This is a genomic window from Halobacterium hubeiense, from assembly GCF_001488575.1.
Taxonomy (GTDB): Archaea; Halobacteriota; Halobacteria; order Halobacteriales; family Halobacteriaceae; genus Halobacterium; species Halobacterium hubeiense.
In genome coordinates, this window is sequence record NZ_LN831302.1 from 1,239,771 (window position 1) to 1,259,693 (window position 19,923).

21 protein-coding genes are annotated in these 19,923 nt (G+C 69.6%); 13 read left to right on the forward strand and 8 right to left on the reverse strand.

Annotated features, from left to right (window positions below; all coding sequences use genetic code 11):
* The first annotated feature begins 166 nt into the window (after positions 1 to 166).
* The 4 genes from HHUB_RS06400 (at position 167) to gatE (ending at position 5,509) form a co-directional block, all read left to right on the forward strand.
* Positions 167 to 1,576, forward strand: coding sequence for a class II fumarate hydratase (locus HHUB_RS06400; RefSeq protein WP_059056752.1), 1,410 nt, complete (start codon positions 167 to 169; stop codon positions 1,574 to 1,576).
* A 61-nt stretch (positions 1,577 to 1,637) separates the two neighbouring features.
* Positions 1,638 to 2,123, forward strand: coding sequence for a PH domain-containing protein (locus HHUB_RS06405; RefSeq protein ID WP_059056753.1), 486 nt, complete (start codon positions 1,638 to 1,640; stop codon positions 2,121 to 2,123).
* The gene (locus HHUB_RS06410; protein ID WP_059056754.1) at positions 2,120 to 3,604 is read left to right on the forward strand and encodes a PH domain-containing protein; all 1,485 of its coding nucleotides are present in this window, start codon (positions 2,120 to 2,122) and stop codon (positions 3,602 to 3,604) included. Before HHUB_RS06405 ends, HHUB_RS06410 begins: the two co-directional genes overlap by 4 nt.
* Before the next feature lie 36 nt (positions 3,605 to 3,640).
* Positions 3,641 to 5,509, forward strand: a complete 1,869-nt coding sequence (gatE, locus tag HHUB_RS06415) for a Glu-tRNA(Gln) amidotransferase subunit GatE (protein WP_059056755.1) — start codon at positions 3,641 to 3,643, stop codon at positions 5,507 to 5,509.
* On the opposite strand, the gene HHUB_RS06420 is transcribed toward gatE, so the two are convergent.
* Positions 5,510 to 5,995 (reverse strand): Lrp/AsnC family transcriptional regulator, encoded by a 486-nt coding sequence (locus HHUB_RS06420; protein ID WP_059056756.1) that lies wholly within the window; start codon positions 5,993 to 5,995, stop codon positions 5,510 to 5,512. It abuts the gene before it with no gap.
* A 169-nt stretch (positions 5,996 to 6,164) separates the two neighbouring features.
* On the opposite strand from HHUB_RS06420, the gene HHUB_RS06425 reads away from it, so the two are divergent.
* The 3 genes from HHUB_RS06425 to HHUB_RS17230 all read left to right on the forward strand — a co-directional run bounded on the left by HHUB_RS06425 (position 6,165) and on the right by HHUB_RS17230 (position 8,488).
* Positions 6,165 to 7,097 (forward strand): DMT family transporter, encoded by a 933-nt coding sequence (locus HHUB_RS06425; protein WP_059056757.1) that lies wholly within the window; start codon positions 6,165 to 6,167, stop codon positions 7,095 to 7,097.
* A gap of 49 nt (positions 7,098 to 7,146) precedes the next feature.
* Positions 7,147 to 7,599, forward strand: a complete 453-nt coding sequence (locus HHUB_RS06430) for a MaoC family dehydratase (protein ID WP_059056758.1) — start codon at positions 7,147 to 7,149, stop codon at positions 7,597 to 7,599.
* Between the two features lie 202 nt (positions 7,600 to 7,801).
* The gene (locus tag HHUB_RS17230) at positions 7,802 to 8,488 is read left to right on the forward strand and encodes a hypothetical protein (protein WP_238324029.1); all 687 of its coding nucleotides are present in this window, start codon (positions 7,802 to 7,804) and stop codon (positions 8,486 to 8,488) included.
* Positions 8,489 to 8,494: 6 nt separating this feature from the next.
* Here the strand turns inward: HHUB_RS17230 and HHUB_RS06440 are convergent, their stop codons facing one another.
* Both HHUB_RS06440 and HHUB_RS06445 read right to left on the reverse strand, forming a co-directional pair.
* Positions 8,495 to 9,211 (reverse strand): RNA methyltransferase, encoded by a 717-nt coding sequence (locus HHUB_RS06440; protein WP_059056760.1) that lies wholly within the window; start codon positions 9,209 to 9,211, stop codon positions 8,495 to 8,497.
* Positions 9,204 to 9,761, reverse strand: coding sequence for a hypothetical protein (locus tag HHUB_RS06445; RefSeq protein WP_059056761.1), 558 nt, complete (start codon positions 9,759 to 9,761; stop codon positions 9,204 to 9,206). Before HHUB_RS06445 ends, HHUB_RS06440 begins: the two co-directional genes overlap by 8 nt.
* Positions 9,762 to 9,877: 116 nt before the next feature.
* On the opposite strand from HHUB_RS06445, the gene folP reads away from it, so the two are divergent.
* Positions 9,878 to 10,990, forward strand: coding sequence for a dihydropteroate synthase (gene folP, locus HHUB_RS06450; RefSeq protein ID WP_059056762.1), 1,113 nt, complete (start codon positions 9,878 to 9,880; stop codon positions 10,988 to 10,990).
* A 131-nt stretch (positions 10,991 to 11,121) separates the two neighbouring features.
* Entirely contained in the window at positions 11,122 to 11,799 is a 678-nt protein-coding gene (locus tag HHUB_RS06455) for a 6-hydroxymethylpterin diphosphokinase MptE-like protein (RefSeq protein WP_059056763.1), read from the forward strand.
* Here the strand turns inward: HHUB_RS06455 and HHUB_RS06460 are convergent, their stop codons facing one another.
* From HHUB_RS06460 to HHUB_RS06470, 3 genes are all read right to left on the reverse strand, one after another.
* Positions 11,800 to 12,165 (reverse strand): hypothetical protein, encoded by a 366-nt coding sequence (locus HHUB_RS06460; RefSeq protein WP_059056764.1) that lies wholly within the window; start codon positions 12,163 to 12,165, stop codon positions 11,800 to 11,802. It lies immediately after the preceding gene.
* A 62-nt stretch (positions 12,166 to 12,227) separates the two neighbouring features.
* The gene (locus HHUB_RS06465) at positions 12,228 to 13,229 is read right to left on the reverse strand and encodes a TIGR04024 family LLM class F420-dependent oxidoreductase (RefSeq protein WP_059056765.1); all 1,002 of its coding nucleotides are present in this window, start codon (positions 13,227 to 13,229) and stop codon (positions 12,228 to 12,230) included.
* A gap of 70 nt (positions 13,230 to 13,299) precedes the next feature.
* Positions 13,300 to 14,856, reverse strand: a complete 1,557-nt coding sequence (locus HHUB_RS06470) for a long-chain-fatty-acid--CoA ligase (protein WP_059056766.1) — start codon at positions 14,854 to 14,856, stop codon at positions 13,300 to 13,302.
* Positions 14,857 to 14,955: 99 nt separating this feature from the next.
* Between HHUB_RS06470 and HHUB_RS06475 the strand changes: the two genes are divergently transcribed.
* A complete protein-coding gene (locus tag HHUB_RS06475) occupies positions 14,956 to 15,399 on the forward strand; it encodes a PaaI family thioesterase (protein ID WP_059056767.1) in 444 nt (147 codons plus the stop codon).
* Here the strand turns inward: HHUB_RS06475 and HHUB_RS06480 are convergent, their stop codons facing one another.
* Positions 15,400 to 16,200, reverse strand: coding sequence for an SDR family NAD(P)-dependent oxidoreductase (locus tag HHUB_RS06480; RefSeq protein WP_059056768.1), 801 nt, complete (start codon positions 16,198 to 16,200; stop codon positions 15,400 to 15,402).
* A 128-nt stretch (positions 16,201 to 16,328) separates the two neighbouring features.
* Between HHUB_RS06480 and HHUB_RS06485 the strand changes: the two genes are divergently transcribed.
* The 3 genes from HHUB_RS06485 (at position 16,329) to HHUB_RS06495 (ending at position 18,517) form a co-directional block, all read left to right on the forward strand.
* Positions 16,329 to 17,729, forward strand: a complete 1,401-nt coding sequence (locus HHUB_RS06485) for a cryptochrome/photolyase family protein (RefSeq protein ID WP_059056769.1) — start codon at positions 16,329 to 16,331, stop codon at positions 17,727 to 17,729.
* A gap of 179 nt (positions 17,730 to 17,908) precedes the next feature.
* Positions 17,909 to 18,133, forward strand: coding sequence for an antitoxin VapB family protein (locus tag HHUB_RS06490; RefSeq protein WP_059056770.1), 225 nt, complete (start codon positions 17,909 to 17,911; stop codon positions 18,131 to 18,133).
* Positions 18,134 to 18,517: a PIN domain-containing protein gene (locus tag HHUB_RS06495; RefSeq protein WP_059056771.1), complete on the forward strand. Its 384-nt coding sequence runs from the start codon at positions 18,134 to 18,136 to the stop codon at positions 18,515 to 18,517. It abuts the gene before it with no gap.
* A 123-nt stretch (positions 18,518 to 18,640) separates the two neighbouring features.
* Here the strand turns inward: HHUB_RS06495 and HHUB_RS06500 are convergent, their stop codons facing one another.
* Positions 18,641 to 19,807 (reverse strand): MFS transporter, encoded by a 1,167-nt coding sequence (locus HHUB_RS06500; protein ID WP_082687187.1) that lies wholly within the window; start codon positions 19,805 to 19,807, stop codon positions 18,641 to 18,643.
* Positions 19,808 to 19,923: the final 116 nt, after the last annotated feature.

The window sequence follows — 19,923 nt, forward strand, 5'->3', positions numbered from 1 at the left end:
GTTTCGAGTATGTAACGAACGTTATTTTGGGTCGGGCGCTCGCGGAGGAATCGCCAGTGACGCCGCGAATGTCGCCCCCGCCGGTGCGGGCACACTGCCGACCGCGGGCTCCGCGGGCGGGAGCGATTCGGTGGGTTTTACGCGCCGTCACTTCGTCCCCCCGCGTATGGGTGACGACTACCGAACCGAACGCGACAGTCTCGGCGAAATCGAGGTCCCCGCGGACGCCTACTGGGGCGCACAGACCCAGCGCGCGGTCGAGAACTTCCCCATCTCGGACGCGACGTTCGGGCGGCGCTTCGTGCGCGCGCTCGGCGTCGTGAAGAAGGCCGCCGCGCAGGCGAACAACGACCTCGGCCTCCTCGACGACGAGCAGGCCGACGCCATCGTCGAGGCCGCCGACGAGGTCATCGCCGGCGAGCACGACGACCAGTTCCCGGTGGACGTCTTCCAGACGGGCAGCGGCACGTCCTCGAACATGAACGCCAACGAGGTCATCGCCAACCGCGCCGCCGAGATTCTCGGCGAGGAGGTCGGCGCGCGCGTCGTCCACCCCAACGACCACGTCAACTACGGGCAGTCCAGCAACGACGTCATCCCGACCGCGATGCACGTCGCCGCCTTGGAGGCCGTCGAGAAGGACGTCGAGCCCGCGCTCGAACTGCTCGCGGACGCCCTCGACGAGAAGGCCGAGGAGTTCGACGGCGTCGTCAAGACCGGCCGCACGCACCTCCAGGACGCGACGCCCGTCCGCCTCGGGCAGGAGTTCGGCGGCTACCGCACGCAGGTCGAGAAGGGCATCGAGCGCGTGCGCGACGTGAAGAGCCACCTCTCGGAGCTCGCGCTCGGCGGTACCGCGGTCGGTACCGGGCTCAACACCCATCCCGAGTTCCCCGAGAAGGCGGCGTCGTACATCTCCGAGGAGACCGGCGTCTCCTTCCGCGAGGCCGACGACCACTTCGAGGCGCAGGCCGCCCACGACGCGATGAACGAGGCCCACGGCGCGCTCCGCACGGTCGCGGGCTCGCTGAACAAAATCGCCAACGACCTCCGCCTGCTCGCGTCCGGGCCGCGCAACGGCCTCGGCGAAATCGAGCAGCCCGAGAACCAGCCCGGCTCCTCCATCATGCCCGGGAAAATCAACCCCGTCGTCGCCGAAGCCGTCAATCAGGTCCACAAGCAGGTCGTCGGCAACGACGCCGCCGTGAACGCCGGCGCCGTCGAGGGCCAGCTTGACCTCAACCTCTACAAGCCCGTCATCGCGCACAACTTCCTCGAATCCGCGAACGTCATCGCGAACGCCAGCGTCGCGTTCGCCGAGAAGTTCGTCGCGAAACTGGAAGCCAACGAAGAATACTGCGAGGAACAGGTCGAGCGCTCGATGGCGCTGGCGACCGCGCTCAACCCCGCCATCGGCTACGACAAGGCCAGCGAGGTCGCGAAGGCCGCGCTCAAGGAGGGCAAGTCCGTCAAGGAGGTCGTCGTCGAGAAGGGCTACCTCTCCGAGAGCGACGCCGAGGACGTCCTCGACCCCGAGAAGATGACCCACCGCGGCATCCTCTCCGGCGACGACTGAACCCGGCGCCCGCGGCGACGCCCCGCCTACCTTCTTGTACCCGCGTTTCGATGGCCGACGCATGGAACGACTCGACTCTCGCGTCCGCTTCATCTGGCTCTTCCGCGTGTTCGTCGGCTCCGTGGTCGCCGGCGTCGTCGCCGCCGTCGCAGCGGGCGTCGTCGAGCGCGTGACCGTCTCGCCCGTCCTCGTCGGGGGCGGCGTGTTCGGTGCCATCCTCGTGCTCGGCGCCGTCCACGCCGTCCTCCGGTACCGGGCGTGGCGCTTCGAGGTCCGCGAGGACACGCTCTACATCGAGCGCGGCGTGCTCGTGAACGTCCGCACGGTCGTCCCGTACGTGCGCGTCCAGCACGTCGACGCGCGCCGCGGGCCCATCGAGCGCGCGCTCGGCCTGAGCAGCGTCGTCGTCTACACCGCGGGGTCGCGGGGCGCTGACGTCTCGATTCCCGGGCTGGTCGCCGAGCGCGCCGACGACGTCCAGGAGACGCTGCGGCGCCTCGCAATCGAGAGCGAGCCCGAGACCGGCGACGCCGGGGATGCGGTGTGAAACTCCACCCGCTGTCGATTCCCGTCCGCGCGGTGTCGCGGGCCGTCGGCGTCGCGTGGGCGTTCATCTTCGCGGGGTTCGCGTTCGCGGGCGGCGACCCGGTGTTGCTCAGCGGCGTCGTCGTGCTCGTGGTCCTCGTGCTGGCCGCCCTCGCGGGCTACGAGGTGGCGTACTACCGGCGCTTCGACTACGAGCTCACCGACGACAGCCTCGACATCGCCTCGGGGGTGTTCTCGCGGCGCGAGCGCGAGATTCCGCTGCGCCGCGTGCAGAACGTCGACGTCACGCGGTCGTTCGTCGCGCGCCTGCTCGGCATCGCGGTGGTCGACGTGGAGACGGCGGGCGGCGGCGGCACGGAGGCGAACCTGCGGTTCGTCGGCGGCGAGGAGGCCGACCGGCTGCAGGAGGCGATTCGGGAGAAGCGCGCGGCGCTCCAGCGAGAGGAGAGCGCAGAGGCCGCAAGCGAGGAAGCGGAAGCCGCAGAACCGACCGCGGGCGGCGAGACGCTGTTCGAGCTCTCGGACCGCGACCTCCTGTTGTACGGCGCGCTCTCCTTCGACCCGCGCTTGGCCTCGGGCGTGGTCGCGCTCGCGACGTTCCTCGCGCCGACGTTCGGTGACCGCGTCTCGCTGTCCGGGCTCGGCGTCGCCGCCGTCGTCGGCCTCGCAGTCGTGGCGGCGCTCGGGCTGTGGGCGGCGTCGGCGGTCGCGCGCATCGTCCAGTTCTACGGCTTCCGGCTGCGCCGCGTCGGCGACGACCTGCGCTACGAGCGCGGGCTGCTGTCGCGGCGGGACGGCACAATCCCGCTGTCGAAGCTCCAGACCGTCGCCGTCGAGGAGAACGTCCTGATGCGCCGGTGGGGATTCGCGTCGCTGGCCGTCGAGACCGCGGGCTACGCGCCCGGCAGCCAGCCCAGCGGCGGCTCTGAGGCGGCCATCCCCATCGCGCCCCGCGAGGACGTGCTGTCGCTGGCTCGCACGCTGGAGCCGTTCCACGACTTCGAGGTCGAACGGCCGCCCGAGCGCGCCCGCAAACGCTACGTCCGCCGGTACCTGCTCGCGGGCCTCGCGGTGGTCGCGGCGGGGTTCGCCGTCGACCAATTCCTCGCGAGCGTGCCGTGGTACGCGGCCGGCGTGTTGCTCCTGCTGGCGTGGCCCGCCGCGCGGCTCTCGCATCGCCACCGCGGCTACGAACTCGGCCCGGACCACGTCGTCACGCAGGGCGGGTTCTGGAACCGCAGCACGCGCATCGTCCCCTACCGCCGCATCCAGACGGTCATCCGACGGCAGACCGTCTTCCAGCGGCGCTGGCGGCTCGCGACGGTCATCTTCGACACCGCCGGCTCGCGCTCGATATCGGCGGGCGACGCCGCGGCTTTGGACCGCGACGAGGACGACGCCGACGACGTCGCGGTGACCGTCCGCGACCGCGTGCTCGACGTCGTCTACGAGCGCGAGCACGACGACGGGACGACAGACTGAACGGTTTTTTATCGTTCGCCCGCACACGACCACGTAATGACCGAGTTCGACTACGACGAGCTGGGGCTCGTCGCCGGGCTGGAAATCCACCAGCAATTGGACACGGCGACGAAGCTGTTCTGCGAGTGCCCGACGGAGCTCCGCGAGCCCGAGGAGGCCGAGCGGACGTTCACGCGCTACCTCCACCCGACGCGCTCCGAATTGGGCGAAATCGACGAGGCCGCCCTCGAGGAGAGCAAGGTCGAACGGGAGTTCGAATACCTCGCGTACGACACGACGTGTCTCGTCGAGGAGGACGACGAGCCGCCCCACCGCCTCGACGAGGAAGCCCTCGCGACGGCGCTGGAAATCACGCAGCTGCTGGACATGGACCCGGTCGACCGCGCGCACGTGATGCGGAAGGTCGTCATCGACGGGTCGAACACGTCGGGGTTCCAGCGCTCGACGCTGATGGCTCACGACGGCGAAATCGAGACCAGCGAGGGGAGCGTCGGCATCGAGGATCTGATGCTCGAAGAGGAGTCCGCCCAGCGCGTCGAGGAACGGGAGGGCGGCGTGCAGTTCTCGCTGGACCGGCTGGGCATCCCGCTCGTGGAAATCGGCACGAAGCCGGACATCTCGACGCCCGAGCAGGCGCGGGAGGCCGCCGAGCGCATCGGAATGTTGCTGCGCTCGACGGGGAAAGTCAAGCGCGGGCTCGGGACGATTCGCCAAGACGTGAACGTCTCCATCGAGGAGGGCGCGCGCGTGGAGATGAAGGGCGTCCAGAGCCTCGACGACATCGACGACCTCGTGCGCGAGGAGGTCCGGCGGCAGGTCGAACTCGTGGACATCGCCGACGAACTCCAGTCTCGGGACGCCAGCGTCGGCGACACGCAGGACGTCACGGACGTCTTCGCCGATACCGACTCGGGCGTGATTCGCGGCGCACTAGACGCCGACGGCGTCGTCCACGCGGTGCCGCTGTACGGCTTCGACGGGCTAGTCGGCCGCGAACTGCAGGACGACCGCCGGCTCGGCACGGAGTTCTCCGACCACGCGAAGCGCCACGGCGCGGGCGGCATCTTCCACACGGACGAACTGCCGGCGTACGGCGTCACCGAGGCGGAGGTCGAGGCGCTCCGCGAGGCAGTCGGCGCGGGCGAGGACGACGCGGTCGCCATCGTCGCGGACGAGCCCGACGTGGCGACGGGCGCCATCGACGCGGTCGCGGAGCGAGCGCGCACCGCAATCGAGGGCGTCCCGGAGGAGACCCGGGGCGCGAACGACGACGGTACCTCGGAGTACCTGCGCCCGCTGCCGGGCGCGGCGCGGATGTACCCCGAGACAGACGTGCCGCCCGTCGACCCCGACCCTTCGGAGGTTGAGACCCCCGAACTCCTGACGGAGAAAGTCCAGCGGTATCAGGATGACTACGGCCTCGACGCGGGGCTCGCCGAGCAGGTGGCGTACGGCCGCCGGTGGCCGCTGTTCGAGGAGCGCGTCGAGGCGGGCGTGGACGCGACGCTCGCCGCGCAGACGCTCGAATCAACCGTGACGGAGCTGCGCCGCGACGACGTGCCCGTCGAGAACCTCGGCGACGACCACTTCCGCGGCGTGCTCGACCTCGTGGCGGAGGGCGAACTCGCACAGGAGGGCGTGCCGGAACTGCTGGCGGCGCTGGCCGAACAGCCCGACCGGGAAGCCGCCGAGCTTGCCGAGGAACTGGGGCTCGGCTCCGCGGGCGAGGACGAGGTCCGCGAGGCGGTCGTGGAGGTCGTCGAGCGCAACAGCGAGCAGGTCGAGGAAGAGGGGATGGGCGCGTTCTCCGGGCTGATGGGCGAGTGCATGGGCGCGCTCCGCGGGAAGGCGGACGGCGACCTCGTCAGTGAGGTGCTGCGCGAGGAGATTCAGCAGCGCGCGTAACTACTCGTCGGCCAGTTCTTCGAGCAGCGTCTCCAGTTCGTAGCTCTGGAGCGGGCGGGCGGTGTCTTTCTGCCGGGCGATGACGAACGTGGAGTTCGTGCGGTCGACCTCCGGAATCGCCTCGAAGTCGGAGATGAGCCGCTCGACGTCGTCGGAGTGCGGGAGCCGCGCCAGCACCATGAAGTCGGTCTCGCCCATCGTGAAGAACGTCTGCGTGACGCCCTCGACGCCGCTGATCTTCTCGCCGACGTCCTCGTAGCTGCCCTCGTAGGAGGTGAGGACTTCGAGGACGACGGTGACGCCCAGTCCGAGTTCGTCGAGGTCGAGGTCGTAGAGGTCGTTCTCGACGACGCCCTCCTCGCGGAGGTTGTTCAGCCGGTAGTGAATCGTGGAAACGGGGATGTCGGTGGCCTCGTGGAGTTCCTCGGGGCTGCTGGTGCCGAGGTCGGAGATGGCTTTCAGGAGCCGTACGTCGCGTTCGTCCATGCCTGTCGGCATCGACAGGCGCGAGGATAAGGCTGTGGGAGTCGGCTACAACCACTCCGGGCGTCGGTTGGCACAGACGACAATGAACGACCGTTATATTGGGTTGTGAGCCACCGACCCAGTCTTCTTTGAAGAAAACTCTAATATATCCGTAGCTGTTTGTAGAAATATGAGCTACCAACGCCCCGGGTTGGGCGTCTCCCCCGCCGCGCTGATGTTCCTCGCGCTCGGCGCCATCTGGGGGACGTCGTTCCCGGCCATCGAAATCGGGCTGCACGTCGTGCCGGCCCTCTCGTTCGCAGCCATCAGGTACAGCCTCGCCGGCCTCATCATCCTCGGCTACGCCGCCTACGCCACCGACCGCTGGCGGCCCCGCGGCACCGAGGAGTGGCTCGCGGTCAGCGTCGCCGGCCTCCTCGTCATCGCCGTCTACCACGGCCTCCTCTACCTCGGGGAGCTCCGCGTCTCCGGCGCCGTCGCCGCCATCGTCGTCAGCCTCTCGCCCGTACTCACCGCCGGCCTCGCCGCTGTCCTCCTCGACGCAGACGTGGACCTCGTGGAGGGACTGGGCCTGCTCGCCGGCTTCGCGGGCGTCGTCATCGTCGCCTCCCCGGGCGGCGGGGGCACCGACTTGCTCGGCGTCGCGCTCGTGTTCGGCGGCGCCGTCGCGTTCGCGCTCGGCGCCGTGCTCGCGCGCCCGCTCTCCACGGACCTCCCCGTCGAGACGATGGAAGCGTGGGCGATGCTGCTCGGCTCGGGCGTCCTCTGGGTCGGCGCGGGCGCCCGCGGCGAATCCCTCGCCGGCGTCGAGTGGACGCTCCCCGCGCTCGCCAGCCTCGCGTACCTCACGCTGGTCGCGGGCTGCGTCGGCTTCCTGCTGTACTTCGAGCTACTCGACCGCATCGGCGCCACGGAACTGCACCTCGTCGGCTACCTCGAACCCGTCGTCGCCGCGCTGATGGCGTGGGCGCTGCTCGGGCAGGTCGTCGATTCGCAGGCGCTGGCGGGCTTCGCGGCCATCTTCCTCGGTTTCGCGCTGCTCGAACGCGACGTCATCTTCGAGGCCGTCGTCACCACCGCCGACGCCGTCCGCTCCCACTAGCCGGCCGCGTCCCCAACAGCTAACGCGGTCCATTTCGAACTCCCCCGACGTGACCGTCTACTTCGAAGACCTCGACGAGGGCGACGTCCTGGAGTTCGGCTCCTACGACGTCACCGAGGCCGAAATCGTGGAGTTCGCCGAGCGCTACGACCCCCAGTGGTTCCACACGCAGCCCGAGCGCGCCCGCGAGGAGTCGCACTTCGGCGACCTCGCGGCCTCCGGCTGGCACACCGCGTCGATGGCGATGCGGCTCGTCGTCGACGGCCACTTCAGCGAGGCCGCCGCGCTCGGCGCGCTCGGCATCGAAAAGCTCCGCTGGCCGAACCCGACCGTGCCCGGCGACTCGCTGTCCGTCCGCGTGGAGGTGCTGGAGACGCGGCGCTCGGAGAGCGACCCCAGCCGCGGCCTCGTCACGCTGAACCACACCGTCACCAACCAGGACGGCGAGGTCAAACTGGAGATGCGACCGACCGTGATGTACGAGTGCCGGAACAGCGAGTGATGGCGCGAACAGCGGGGAATAGCCACAATAGGTGAGATAGTCGGAGGCTGGAATCGTCGTACGTCGTCGTCCGGTGAGGCTAGCCTCCGCGTTCGGCTGTACAGAATCGCCCACCGGGAAAGGACGTCCCAACTCGCACAAGCTTTTTTCCCAGCGGACCAGACTCTCAACTATGACCGGCCGCGCTTCGTGGTCCCTCCCAGTGGCACTGGCTTCCCTCCTCGTGCTCGCCGGCTGTGCCGGGCTCGCACCCGCGGGCCAGCAGGCGTCGACGCCCGAGACGACCGTCAAGAACTTCTCGTACCCGCCGGGGTGGTCGCAGGACGGCATCACGGATATCGGGCTCCCCCAGCAGACCCACTCCGACACCGTGGAGAACGTCTCGCGGAGAACTCGGTTCGTCACCTCCGACGACGACGCAACGCGGACGATAGTCAGGACCGTCGACGTGGAGGCGGGCACCGTCTCGGTGCGGTCGGAGGCCACGCTGTTCGGGACCACGTACGCGTACTACAGTCCGAACGGCGTCTTCGAGTACGACCCCGAGACCGAGGAGGTGACTCTCCGACCGGACGAGAACTGGACGACAGCCGGCGTCGCGGACGTCGAGCGACTGGACCGGCCGCTCCTCGACCTCGGACTCGCAGCCACCGAAATCGTCACCGTCGAAGGAGTGCCGGCGGTCCGGTACAACGTGACCGGCATCGCCAACCGTGACTTCGCGCCCGCGACCGGCGCGAGCGGCTACGTCACTGTCAGCGAGACGGGCTACATCGCGGCGTACAACGTCACGCGAGGCAACGACGGCTTCACGCGACGGACCACGTACGACCTCTCCGAGTTCGGGAACGCGACCGTCGAGCGGCCGTCGTGGCTGCCCGAGGAGTGACGACCGCTACTCCATCTGGTTCTCGGCGCGGCGCAACAGCCCGAGCACGGTGTTGATTTCCCGACCCGTCGGGTGGGTGCGGCCGACCATCCGGCGGAGCATCCGCATCGCCTTGTCGCGTTTCTCCTCGGGGTAGTCTATCTCCGCGAGGAACGCCTCGGCGTGGTCGTAGAAGCGCTCGATTGACTCCTCCTCGGCGCGGTGGCGCTCGACGTCGGGCAGCTGGGTCTCGTTCATCGCGAGGTCGCGGAGCTCGTACAGCGCGACGGTGGCGGCCTGCCCGAGGTTCATCACGGGGTAGTCGTGGGAGGCGGGAATCGACGCCACCTCGTCGATTCGCGCGAGCTCGTCGTTCGTCAGGCCGACGCGCTCCCGGCCGAACACCAGCGCGGTGTCCGCCTCCACGTCCGCGAGGCTCGCCGATAGCTCGGCGGGCGTGCGGAACGGGAAGCGCACGTGCTTGGTGGCGTCCTCGTTCGTGATGGCGGTGAACCCGACCGTGTGGAACTCCGAGACGAGGTCGTCGAAGGAGAGCTCGCGGGCGTTGGGGAGCACGTCCTCGCGGGCCTGCCCCGCGAACCCGTAGGCTTCCGAGTCCCGGCCGAGGTACGGCGGGTCCACGAGCAGCAGCTCCTCGAAGCCGAAGTTCTTCATCGCTCGCGCGATGGTGCCGACGTTCCCCGAGGTCTTGGCGTCCACGACGGCGACGGCTGGCTTACTCATCGCTCGTGGGGTAGTCGGCGTCCAGGTCCAAGTCGAGGTCGTCGGCGCCCTCCATCTCCGGCCGGAGGTCGATGCCGGCCTGCTCGTCCTCGGGCAACTCGACGTTGTGAATCTCGGGGTCCGGGATGTCCGGGTTCGGCGTCTCCTCGGGGTCGGTGGCGACGTGCTCGGGGCCGTCGTACCAGTCGGGCGCGCGCCCGCCGTCAGCGAACCACTCCCGGAACGCCTCCTGTAACTGTTCGGTGCCGCGGTACTGCTCACCGCCGTCCTCGAGGAACCAGTAGTAGAAGTCGACCTCGTGTTCGGCGCACAAAAGCACTTCCGCGCGGGGCTCGCCGTAGACGGCGGCGGGCGTGTTCCGTGAGGTGTCGTCGTCGCCGTGGAGCAGATAGCAGGCGTCGCAGGGTCGGTCCATCAGCGCCGGCAGTCGGCGCAGGCGCGCGCTGGCGTCGTCGGGCATCTCGTCGAAGTCCCGGTAGTCGCCGCGCTCGTCGAAGACGTCGTCCTCCTCGAAGCGCCACCCCCGGAAGCCGATGCTCACCTTGCTCATTGGCGGCGCGTACGCGGCCGACGTACAAAAGTCGCGTGAAGGCTCCCGTCCCGCGGGAGGCGGCCGGCGTCCCCGGAACCGATTCGCCTTTGAGGGGCCAGCGCCGCCTTCGAGGCATGCAGACGGTCGACGCCGCCGGCCTCCCGATCGGAGACGACCACCCGCCCCGCATCATGGGCGTGTTGAACGTCTCGAAGGAATCGCCGTACGACCCCAGCGTCTTCGACGACCCCGACGAGGCGGCCGCGTACGTCGACGAGGCGCTCGTCGGCGAGGGCGCGGACATCGTCGACGTCGGCCTCGAGTCCGCGAACAAGAAGTTCGACGTGCTCTCCGCCGAGCAGGAACTGGACCGCCTCGAAACCGCCGTCGAGACCATCGAGCGCGTGGAGGGGGACGCGGTGTTCTCCATCGAGACGCGGTACGCGGAGGTCGCCGACGAGGCGCTCTCGCGGGGCTTCGACATGGTCAACGACATCTGCGGGTTCGCCGACCCCGAGATGCCCGCGGTCTGTGAGGCCCACGACGTCGCCGTCGCGAAGATGGCGAGCCCGCCGGACCTCGAACGCCCCGGGGCCGTCGAAGACGTGGACGACATCTACGACGCGCTCGAACTGAACGGCTTCACGGACAAGACCATCGTGGACCCGGCGTTCGGCGGGTGGAGCGAGGCCAAGACCCTCGAAGACGACCGCGAGACCTTCGACCGCCTCCGGGAGTTCCGCGGGCACGGCTATCCCATCCTCGTCTCCATCAACCGCAAGAACTTCCTCCGGGAGGTCGCCGGCCGCTCCACGGAGGAGGCGCTGCCCGTCTCGCTGGCGGCGACGTCGATGGCCGTCGAGCGCGGCGCGCACGTGATTCGGACCCACGACGTCGCGGAGACGCGGGACGCCGCCCTCATCGGGTACGAGTTCCGCCGCGACCGCCACGACGACGGCCGCGTGGAGGAACTGGACGTGACGACCGTGCGGGAGGCCGAGCGCCACGTCGCGCGCCTCGACGGCGACCTCGACGGCGCCGGCGACGCGGCCGCTCGCGCGTACGAGGTCCACGGGCTCGGCGACGACGAGCGCGCGGCGCTGGCGGCCGAGGGCGTCACCGTCACGGGCGGTGACCCGGCGTTCGTCGCGGCCCCCGTCAGTGTGCTCCGCGCAGCAGCCCGGTCGTTGGAATCCCGGGACGGCGTCCTCGCGGAGCTCGCCGCGGCGTGGGCGACCCGCACGTAACGGGAAAGCTTATACCGGCGGGGCCAAAATCCGGGATTGGAAGCCGGACCCCCGCTGGGTAGGGGTACTTCGCGGGGCGTCCCGGCTCGAACCAGGAATCCTTTCATTTATTCAGCCGCGTAGCGACGCCCATGGAGTTCGCCGACTGGGCGCCGGTCTACGAGCGGATTCTCGCCGACTTCGGCTTCGAGCGGCGCGCCGACGAGCGGGCGCGGGACGTACTCGCTGAGTACGCCGAGCCGTTCGACCTGACGCGGCTCGACTGCGCGGGCCAGCGGGTCGCCATCGCCGGTGGCGCGCCGTCGCTGGCCGACGAGACCGCGATCGCGGCCGACGCGGACGTGGTGTTCGCGGCGTCGACGGCCGTTGACGTGCTCGCCGACGCGGGCATCGACACCGACCTGATGGTGACCGACCTCGACAAGAACCCCGAGACGGCGCGCCGGCTCACGGAAGCGGGGACGCCGGTCGCGGCGCACGCCCACGGCGACAACGTGCCCGCCGTCCGCGAGTACGTCCCCGAGTTCGACCTCGCGCACGTCCTCGCGACGACGCAGGCCGAGCCCGCGGACGCGGTGTACGACTTCGGCGGGTTCACGGACGGCGACCGCGCGGCGTTCCTCGCGGACCACCTCGGCGCCGCCGAACTCGTCTTCCCCGGCTGGGACTTCGACGACCCCGCGGTCGGCGAGCAGAAAGCGAAGAAACTGGCGTGGGCGGAACGCCTCCTCTACTGGCTCGAACGCCGGCGCGGCGAGCGCTTCGACGTGCTTGACGGCCGCCGCGACGGCATCGACGCGCTCCCCTGACTACCCGCCGACCGTGACCGTGGCGTCGTTGCCGACGCCGACGGAGACAGTGTCGTCGTCGCCGGTGAACTCGTAGGACTGCTCGGTCGTCTCCCCATCGACCGTGACGGCGACGGTGTACGTGCCGCTGCCCTCGAACGCCGGCAGCTCCGCGTCGGTCTCGGCGCCGACCGTCGCGTTCTCGCTGTAGACCGCGGCGCCGTCGTTCAGCACCTTGACGGTCACGTCGTGGCTCGTCTCGTCGTCGTTGACGACGAGGAGCGTCGTCGTCGCCGAACTCCCGAACCCGAGCGCGCTACAGCCCGCGGTCGCCGCGAGCGCGGCGACGGCGGCGGCCAACAGGACTCGCTTGCCTCGACTGTCCATACGCCACCCTGACGGAGTGGACGTAAAGAACGCCTGATAGCTCAAAGAACGGTCGAAGTCTCTCACTCGGGGGCGACGACCGCCAGCGTCTCGTCGATGACCGCGCGGTCGGCGGCTCGCGGGAACGAGACGGCGATGGCGTCGATGCCCTCGACGGCCGCGAAGTCGGCGACGCGCTCCCGGACCTGCTCGGGCGTGCCGGCGGCCGCCAGCGCGTCCAGCAAGTCGTCGGAGACGGCGGCGACCGCGCGCTCCTGGTCGCCGTCCTGCCACGCGCCGTGGATGGTCTCGGCGGCGTCCTCGTAGCCCTGCCGGGCGAGCGCGTCCCGGTAGAACGTCCCCATGCCGCCGACGTAGAACGCGAGGTGCTGGCGGGCGAGGTCGCGGGCGCGCTCGCCGTCGTCGAGCGCACAGCACGGCAGCACGAACGTCGTCTGGACGTCCTCGACGTCGCGGTCGCCGAGGTCCGCGCCGCGCTGGAGGTCCGCGTAGCGCTCCTCGAAGCCCGCCTGCGTGAACATCAGCGCGTGCCAGCCGTCCGCGAACCGGCCCGCGAGCTCGACCGCCTTCGGCCCCATGCCCGTCACGTCGATTTCGGGCGCGGGCTCGGGCGCTCCCTGTCGCAGCCGGAAGCCCCGCGTCTGGACGACGTCGCCGTCGTAATCGACCTGGTCGCCCGAGAGCACCTGCCGGACCACCTCGACGTACTCGCGGGTGCGCTTCAGGGGGTTCCCGAAGTCCTCGCCGTGCCAGCCCTCGATGACCGCGGGACCGCTCGGCCCGAGGCCGAGGCGGAACCGGCCGCCGGAGTGCTCTTGGAGCGTGGCGGCGGTCTGCCCGAGGAGCGCGGCGCTCCGCGAGTAGGTGTTCACGATGCTCGTCCCGACGCCGATGGTGTCGGTGCGGTCGGCGAGGGCGGCGAGCGTGGTGACGGCGTCCCGCCCCCACGTCTCCGGGAACCACACGCGGTCGTAGCCCAGTCGTTCGGCGCGCTCCCCGATGCCGACGACGTCGTCGAGGGAGTCCTGTGCGGCGACCGGCAGGTGGACAGTGCGGCGAGTCACGCTCGCGGGTTCGGCACAGCACCGCATAAAACTCCGTCAACTCCCGACAACCCGCGGCGGGTTGGCCGGCCTACTCCTCGACGAGTTCGAACTTCTGGACCTTCCCGGTGGTCGTGCGCGGGAGCTCCTCGACGAACTCGATTTCGCGGGGGTGCTTGTACTCGGCGAGGCGCTCCAGGGAGTACTGCTTGATTTCGTCGGCGGTCACGTCGGCGTCCGGCGCCTTCACGACGAACGCCTTCACCGTCTCGCCGCGGCGCTCGTCCGGGATGCCGACGACCGCGGCGTCCGCAATCGCGTCGTGCTCGAACAGCAGCTCCTCGATTTCGCGGGGGTAGACGTTGTAGCCCGCGGTGTTGATCATGTGCTTCTTGCGGTCCGCGACGTAGAAGTAGCCGTCCTCGTCGTGGTAGCCGAGGTCACCCGTGTGGAACCACCGCTTCCCGTCGGCCTCGGTGAACGCCTCCTCGTTGGCCTCCGGCAGGCCCGAGTACCCCTTCATCACGTTCGGGCCGGAGACGACCAGTTCGCCCGTGATGTCGTCCATGTCGGCGTCGTCCTCGTCGACCGGCCCGCGGTCTATCGGCGGCACCGTCTCGAACTCCTCGGTGACGATGCGGGCGTCAATTCCTTCGAGGGGTTTCCCGATGGAGCCGACGCGGCGCCCCCACTTCGGCGTATTGAAGTGCGTCACCGGGCTGGTCTCCGTGAGCCCGTACCCCTCGTAGATTTTCACGGGGAATACCTCCTCGAAGCGCCGCAGCACCTCTACCGGGAGTCCGGACCCCCCGGCCGTGCACTGGCGCAGGCTGGAGAGGTCGAACTCCTCGGCGTTGGGCTGGTTCACGATGTCGTTGTACATCGCGGGGACGCCGTCGAACAGCGTGAGTTCCGCGTCCTCGACGAGCGACAGCGCCTCCTGGGCGTCCCACGCGGGCAGCGGGTAGAACGACGCCCCGGAGAACAGCGCGGCGTTCATCGCGACCGTCATCCCGTAGATGTGGAACAGCGGTAGCACGCCGATCTTGCTGTCGGAGGGCTGGACGCCGCCCTCGACGATGTCCTGGGACTGCTTGGCGTTGGACGCGAGGTTATGGTGGGTGAGCTGGACGCCCTTCGGTTTCCCGGTGGTGCCGGAGGTGTACGGCTGGACAGCGAGGTCGTCGTCCGCGCGCTCGGCGACGCTGTCGTCGCCGTCCGTCAGGAACGCTCGGAACGGCGTGCCAGTGTCGGCGTCTCCGCCGACGGTGACGACGCGCTCGACATCCGTGTCGTCGCGTACCTGCTCGACGAACGGCACGACGTCGGCGAGCGCGACGACCGTCTCCGCGCCGGAGTCAGAGAGCAGGTGGCGGATTTCGCGGCTCTTGTACTGGGGATTCATCGGCACGACCGCACACCCCGCGCGCAGCGCGCCGTGGAAGGCGACGACGAACTGCGGGAGGTTCGGGAGGTAGATGCCGACGACGTCGCCGGCCTCGACGCCGCTCTCGCGGAGCGCGGCGGCGAACTGCCCGGTCTGCGCCCAGAACTCCCCGTAGGACAGCTCGGTGTCCTCGTAGACGACCGCGGGTCGCTCCGGCTGCTCGTCGACGACGTCCTCGATGTGTCGAACTAGATTCGTCACGGCTACTGCGGCAAACGACGTCCATCATCAATAATTCTGGTGTTGGCGAAGTCGCGGCGACTCGGTGGCCTTTTGACGGGTGGCCGCACATCCGAACGCATGACAGCCTTCGACGCCGATGACGTGCAGGCGTTCATCCAGTCGTACGTTGACGACCACGGCTTCCTCTCGTTTCTGGACCTCTCCGTGGAGCGCGTTGCGGACGGCGAGATGGCCCTGCGCATCCCCTACGACGAGAAGCTCACCAACCACGGTGCAGGCGAGGGGAACGTCCACGGCGGCATCGCCGCCACCATCATCGACACCGCCGGCGGGCTCGCCGTCCGCACGACCCTCGACGAACCGGTCACCGCGGGCGTCGCCACCATCGACCTGAACGTCTCGTACCTCCGGCCCGCACGCGGCGACCTCGTCGCGGAAGCGGACGTCATCCGCGTCGGTTCCACGGTCGGCGTTGCTGAGGTGACGGTCACCTGCGAGGACGACGAAGGAGAGCGTGTGGAAGTCGCAGTCGGCCGCGGGTCGTTCCGCGTCTTCGAGTAGCTACTGTGGGGCCGTGTAGAGGTTCGGCGGACCGGTCGGCGCGACAGTCTGGCCAGTGACGAACGACGCGGCGTCGCTGGCGAGGAAGCGGACGACGTCGGCGACTTCCTCGGTCGTTCCGACCTCGCGGTCGACGGTCTCGCGGTCCGGAATCCCCTCGATGCCGAGCCACTCGCGGACGCCCTCAGTCGCGATGAACCCGGGGTTGACGGCGTTCACGCGGACGTCGTCGGCCGCCCACTCGCTGGCGAGCGTGCGCGTCAGCGAGACGACGCCGGCCTTCGCGGCGCTGTACGGTCCCATCCCCGCGACGCCGTACCGGCCGGCCATACTCGCCGTGTTGACGACCGCGCCGCCGTCCTCGCGGAGAGGGTCGGCAAACGCGTGCGTGACGTTGTAAGTGCCGGTGAGGTTCACGTCGACGACGCGCTCCCACTCCGCCGGCGACACCTCGTGGAGCGGCCCGCCTTCGCCGGCCCCGCCGGCGTTGTTCACGAGCACGTCGACGCCGCCGAACTCCTCGACGGTAGCGGTCGCGAGCGCGTCGACGTCGTCGCGGTCGGTGACGTCGCACTCGACGGGCAGCACCGACCCCGGCAGGTCCGCGTCGTTCAGTTCCTCGGCGACGGCGTCCACGTCGGCCTGCGTGCGCGAGCAGACGACGACGTCAGCGCCGTCGGCGACGAACGCCGCCGCGATGGCGCGCCCGATACCGCTGGACCCGCCGGTCACGACGGCCGTCTTCCCCGCGACACTGCTCCGATTCCGGACGTCCTCGGTGGTTCGGATCTCGGCAGACATCTACCCGGCTGTAGCGCCGGCGTCGGGAAACACCCGACGGCCGCAGCGAGTCCCGCGCCGTCCGAAACCCGCGATTCGACGCTGGGGTCTCCGGTACTTTTTCGCAGTCCCCGGCCGACGAGTCGGGCATGCAGCTGTTCTGGCACCGCCGCGACCTCCGCACGGCCGACAACCGCGGGCTCGCCGCGGCCGCCGAGTCGGGCGAGGTCGTTCCCGTGTTCTGCTTCGACGACGTCGTCCTCGATCACGCGAGCCCGCCCCGTGTGGCGTTCATGCTGGACGCGCTCGCCGACCTCCGGGCGCGCTACCGCGACCTCAGTAGCGACCTGCTCGTGCGTCGCGGCGACCCGTCGGCGGTGCTATCCGACCTCGCCGAGGAGTACAGCGCCGACCGCGTCGTCTGGAACCACGACTACTCGGGGCTCGCCCGCGAGCGCGACGAAGCCGTCCGCGCCGCGCTCGGGGACGCGGACGTCGGTCACGAACAATACCACGACGCCGTCTTCCACGAGCCGGGCGCGATTCGCACGAACGCCGGCGACCCCTACTCCGTGTACACGTACTTCTGGAAGAAGTGGCGCGACCGCGAGAAACCCGACCCCGTCCCCGAGCCGTCGGCTGGCGACTTCGCGGACGTCTCCGGCGAAGAGTTGCCGACATTAGCGGACCTCGGATTCGCGGAGCCCGACGCAGCACTGCCGGACGCGGGCACCGAAGCGGCCCGCGAGCGCTTGGAAGACTTCTGCGAGGACGCCGTCTTCCGCTACGAGGAGGCCCGCGACTACCCCGCGGAAGCGGCGACGTCTCGCCTCTCCCAGGACCTCAAGTTCGGAACCATCGGCGTCCGCGAACTGTACGAGCGAACGGAGGACGCGATGGCCGAGGCGGACAACGACGAGGAGCGCGCGAGCGTTGAGGAGTACCAGGGGCAACTCGCGTGGCGGGAGTTCTACGCGCAAGTACTGTACTTCAACCCCGGCGTCGTCTCACAGAACTACAAGGAGTACGAGCAGCCAATCGAGTGGCGCGAGGACGACGCCGAACTGGCGGCGTGGAAGCGCGGGGAGACCGGCTACCCAATCGTCGACGCGGGGATGCGGCAACTCCGCGAGGAGGCGTATATGCACAACCGCGTGCGGATGATCGTCGCGTCGTTCCTCACGAAGGACTTGCTGCAGGACTGGCGCGAGGGCTACGACCACTTCCGCGAGCACCTCGTCGACCACGACACCGCCAACGACAACGGCGGCTGGCAGTGGGCGGCCTCCACGGGCACGGACGCCCAGCCGTACTTCCGCATCTTCAACCCCACGACGCAGGGCGAGCGCTACGACCCGGACGCCGAGTACATCACCGAGTACGTCCCCGAGCTACGCGACGTGCCCGCAGAGAAGATTCACGCGTGGCCGGAGTTAGACGCCGACGAGCGCGCGGCGCTGGCGCCCGACTACCCGGACCCGATTGTGGACCACGGCGAGCGCCGCGAGCAGGCGATTTCGATGTTCGAGCGGGCGCGCGGCGACGACTGAGCGTCGTCGGTAGTACGGGTTCTCTGTTCGGTGAAAGCGGTGAAACGCCAAGTCAGTACAGGGACAGGCCTTAGCTTGCTGTTGGTTGCGAACGCTCGTCGTACCCGTCCGGGGTGTCGTCCGTTCGGCAGTGTCGGTCGCCAAACCGACTAAGTACGTGTGCGTGTAGACGTACACGTATGGGGACGAAGAGCCTCACAATCACCGAAGAGGCCTACGAGCGCCTGAAAGAACACAAGCGGGACGACGAGAGCTTCACCGATACCATTCTTCGGCTCGCGGGCGGCGACCGCGACCTCATGTCGGGCTTCGGGTCGATGCAGGACGTCGACGGGTTCCGCGACGCCGTCGAAGACACACGGGGCGAGCTGGACGCCGACCTGCGAGCGCGAGGCGAGCGGTAGATGCTCGTCTTCGACACGACGTTCCTGCTCGACTACCTCGATGGCGTTGACGCGACGGCGGACTACCTCGCAGCGAACGAGGCGAAGCCGTTCCACGCGGTGTCGCTGTCGCTGTTCGAGGTGTACCGTGGCGCCGCGCAGGCAGGCGGCAGCGACCAACTGGAGACGGCGGCGGACGGCTTGGCGTGGCTGGACGCGCTGCCGTTGACCGAGCCGGCAGCGCGGGAGGCCGCGCTGATTGAGGCGTCACTGCTCGACGACGGTGCCTGCGTCAATCTCGGCGACACGCTGATTGCGGGCGTCTGCCGGCACCACGACGCGCGGATTGTCACGCGCGACGACCACTTCGACCGCGTCCCCGGCCTCGACGTCGAGACCTACTGACGAACCCCTGAACGAAATTCCAGTAGCCGAAGCGGAGTTGCTCGTTGCGACTGGATTGTGTCTCCTACCGATAGGCCACTGTCCGGTCGCAACCAGTCTGAGCGGGAAATCGCGCGGCGACGACTAAGCCCGCCGTGCGACCTGCGTCCAGACGACGACGGCGCCGACGGCGGTGACGGCGGCGGCGAGCGTCCACGCGATGTCGTAACTGAAGCCGTCCACGACGAATCCGAACAGCGGCGGCGCGGCGATGCCGCCGAGGTTCAGCGTGGTCTGGCCGCCGGCGGTGGCGGCGCCGACCTCGTCGTCGTCCACGATGGCGGTCATCGTGGCGTAGTAGACGCCGGGGAACCCAAGGATGAACAGGCCCAGTAGCGCGAACGCGACCGCGGACGTCCACGGCGTCTCCGCGACGGTGACGCCGAGGAAGCAGACGGCGGCGAGGACGCCCTGCGCGGTCAACACGAGCGCGGGGCCGCGTGACGGCGCGCCGCTCATCCGGTCGGAGAGCGCGCCGCCGACGAGGCGGCCGACGCTGCCCGAGACCTGCACGCCGGCGAGGACGGCGCCAGCGAAGCCCGCGGCGACCGCGACGGATTCGGTCATGTGGAGGACGACGTAGCCCGTGGTCGTGAACACCGCCGCGCCGAGGAACAGACCGGCGAGAACGAGCCCGCGGTACGCGGGGTCGTCGAGGAGGCCGCGGACGTCCGGCATCGAGAGCGTGCCGGAGCCGGTCGTCCCCTCGTAGCCGGCGGCGAACGCCGCGGCGACGACGACGGCCGCGCCGGCGACGACGAGGAAGCCGCCGCGCCAGCCGAAGCGGGTGGCAGCGACGGCGGTGACGAGGAGCGCGCCGAGACCGGAACCGGCGGTGACGCCGACTTGCTTGACGTTCATCGCGAGGTTCCGGCTGTCCCGCGGGGAGACGGCGACGATGGCGCGGTTGGTGGCGGGCATCGCGGTGGCGTACGCGAACCCGAGGACGACGAGCGCGGCGAGCAACAGCGGGAACGTCGGCGCGAACGCGACGCCGACGCAGCCGACCGCCATCCCGAGCAGTCCGACGACCATCACGGGACGCTCGCCGTAGCCGTCGACGGCGGCGCCCGTCCCGAACAGGAGGACGGTGTAGCCGAGCATGATGGCGGTGACGACGGTGCCGGTGAGCGCGCGGGAGATGCCGAAGTCCTCGCGCACGAACGCCGTCGACGCGAAGATGGCGTAGAACGCGAGGCTCGCCGTGAACTGCCACCCGGTCACGAGGCCGACGCCGCGCCACGAGCGCATACGCGTGGGTCGAAGCTCCCGACGTATGTGACTGACCATCCAAACCGCCGGCAAGCGGCGTCACTCGCCGGTTTTTCGTGTTGTGTGCTAGCATAGACGCCACAAACGTTTAACAC

What these genes read in the sequence shown, in the direction of transcription:
- HHUB_RS06500 (WP_082687187.1), bottom strand. Translation starts at nt 19,807, where the DNA reads ATGCGCTCGTGGCGCGGCGTCGGCCTCGTGACCGGGTGGCAGTTCACG.
- HHUB_RS06445 (WP_059056761.1), bottom strand. Translation starts at nt 9,761, where the DNA reads ATGAGCAAGGTGAGCATCGGCTTCCGGGGGTGGCGCTTCGAGGAGGAC.
- HHUB_RS06480 (WP_059056768.1), bottom strand. Translation starts at nt 16,200, where the DNA reads ATGTCTGCCGAGATCCGAACCACCGAGGACGTCCGGAATCGGAGCAGT.
- folP (WP_059056762.1), top strand. Translation starts at nt 9,878, where the DNA reads ATGCAGACGGTCGACGCCGCCGGCCTCCCGATCGGAGACGACCACCCG.
- HHUB_RS06455 (WP_059056763.1), top strand. Translation starts at nt 11,122, where the DNA reads ATGGAGTTCGCCGACTGGGCGCCGGTCTACGAGCGGATTCTCGCCGAC.
- HHUB_RS06405 (WP_059056753.1), top strand. Translation starts at nt 1,638, where the DNA reads ATGGAACGACTCGACTCTCGCGTCCGCTTCATCTGGCTCTTCCGCGTG.
- gatE (WP_059056755.1), top strand. Translation starts at nt 3,641, where the DNA reads ATGACCGAGTTCGACTACGACGAGCTGGGGCTCGTCGCCGGGCTGGAA.
- HHUB_RS06420 (WP_059056756.1), bottom strand. Translation starts at nt 5,995, where the DNA reads ATGGACGAACGCGACGTACGGCTCCTGAAAGCCATCTCCGACCTCGGC.
- HHUB_RS06440 (WP_059056760.1), bottom strand. Translation starts at nt 9,211, where the DNA reads ATGAGTAAGCCAGCCGTCGCCGTCGTGGACGCCAAGACCTCGGGGAAC.
- HHUB_RS06425 (WP_059056757.1), top strand. Translation starts at nt 6,165, where the DNA reads ATGAGCTACCAACGCCCCGGGTTGGGCGTCTCCCCCGCCGCGCTGATG.
- HHUB_RS06400 (WP_059056752.1), top strand. Translation starts at nt 167, where the DNA reads ATGGGTGACGACTACCGAACCGAACGCGACAGTCTCGGCGAAATCGAG.
- HHUB_RS06490 (WP_059056770.1), top strand. Translation starts at nt 17,909, where the DNA reads ATGGGGACGAAGAGCCTCACAATCACCGAAGAGGCCTACGAGCGCCTG.
- HHUB_RS06475 (WP_059056767.1), top strand. Translation starts at nt 14,956, where the DNA reads ATGACAGCCTTCGACGCCGATGACGTGCAGGCGTTCATCCAGTCGTAC.
- HHUB_RS06485 (WP_059056769.1), top strand. Translation starts at nt 16,329, where the DNA reads ATGCAGCTGTTCTGGCACCGCCGCGACCTCCGCACGGCCGACAACCGC.
- HHUB_RS06460 (WP_059056764.1), bottom strand. Translation starts at nt 12,165, where the DNA reads ATGGACAGTCGAGGCAAGCGAGTCCTGTTGGCCGCCGCCGTCGCCGCG.
- HHUB_RS06495 (WP_059056771.1), top strand. Translation starts at nt 18,134, where the DNA reads ATGCTCGTCTTCGACACGACGTTCCTGCTCGACTACCTCGATGGCGTT.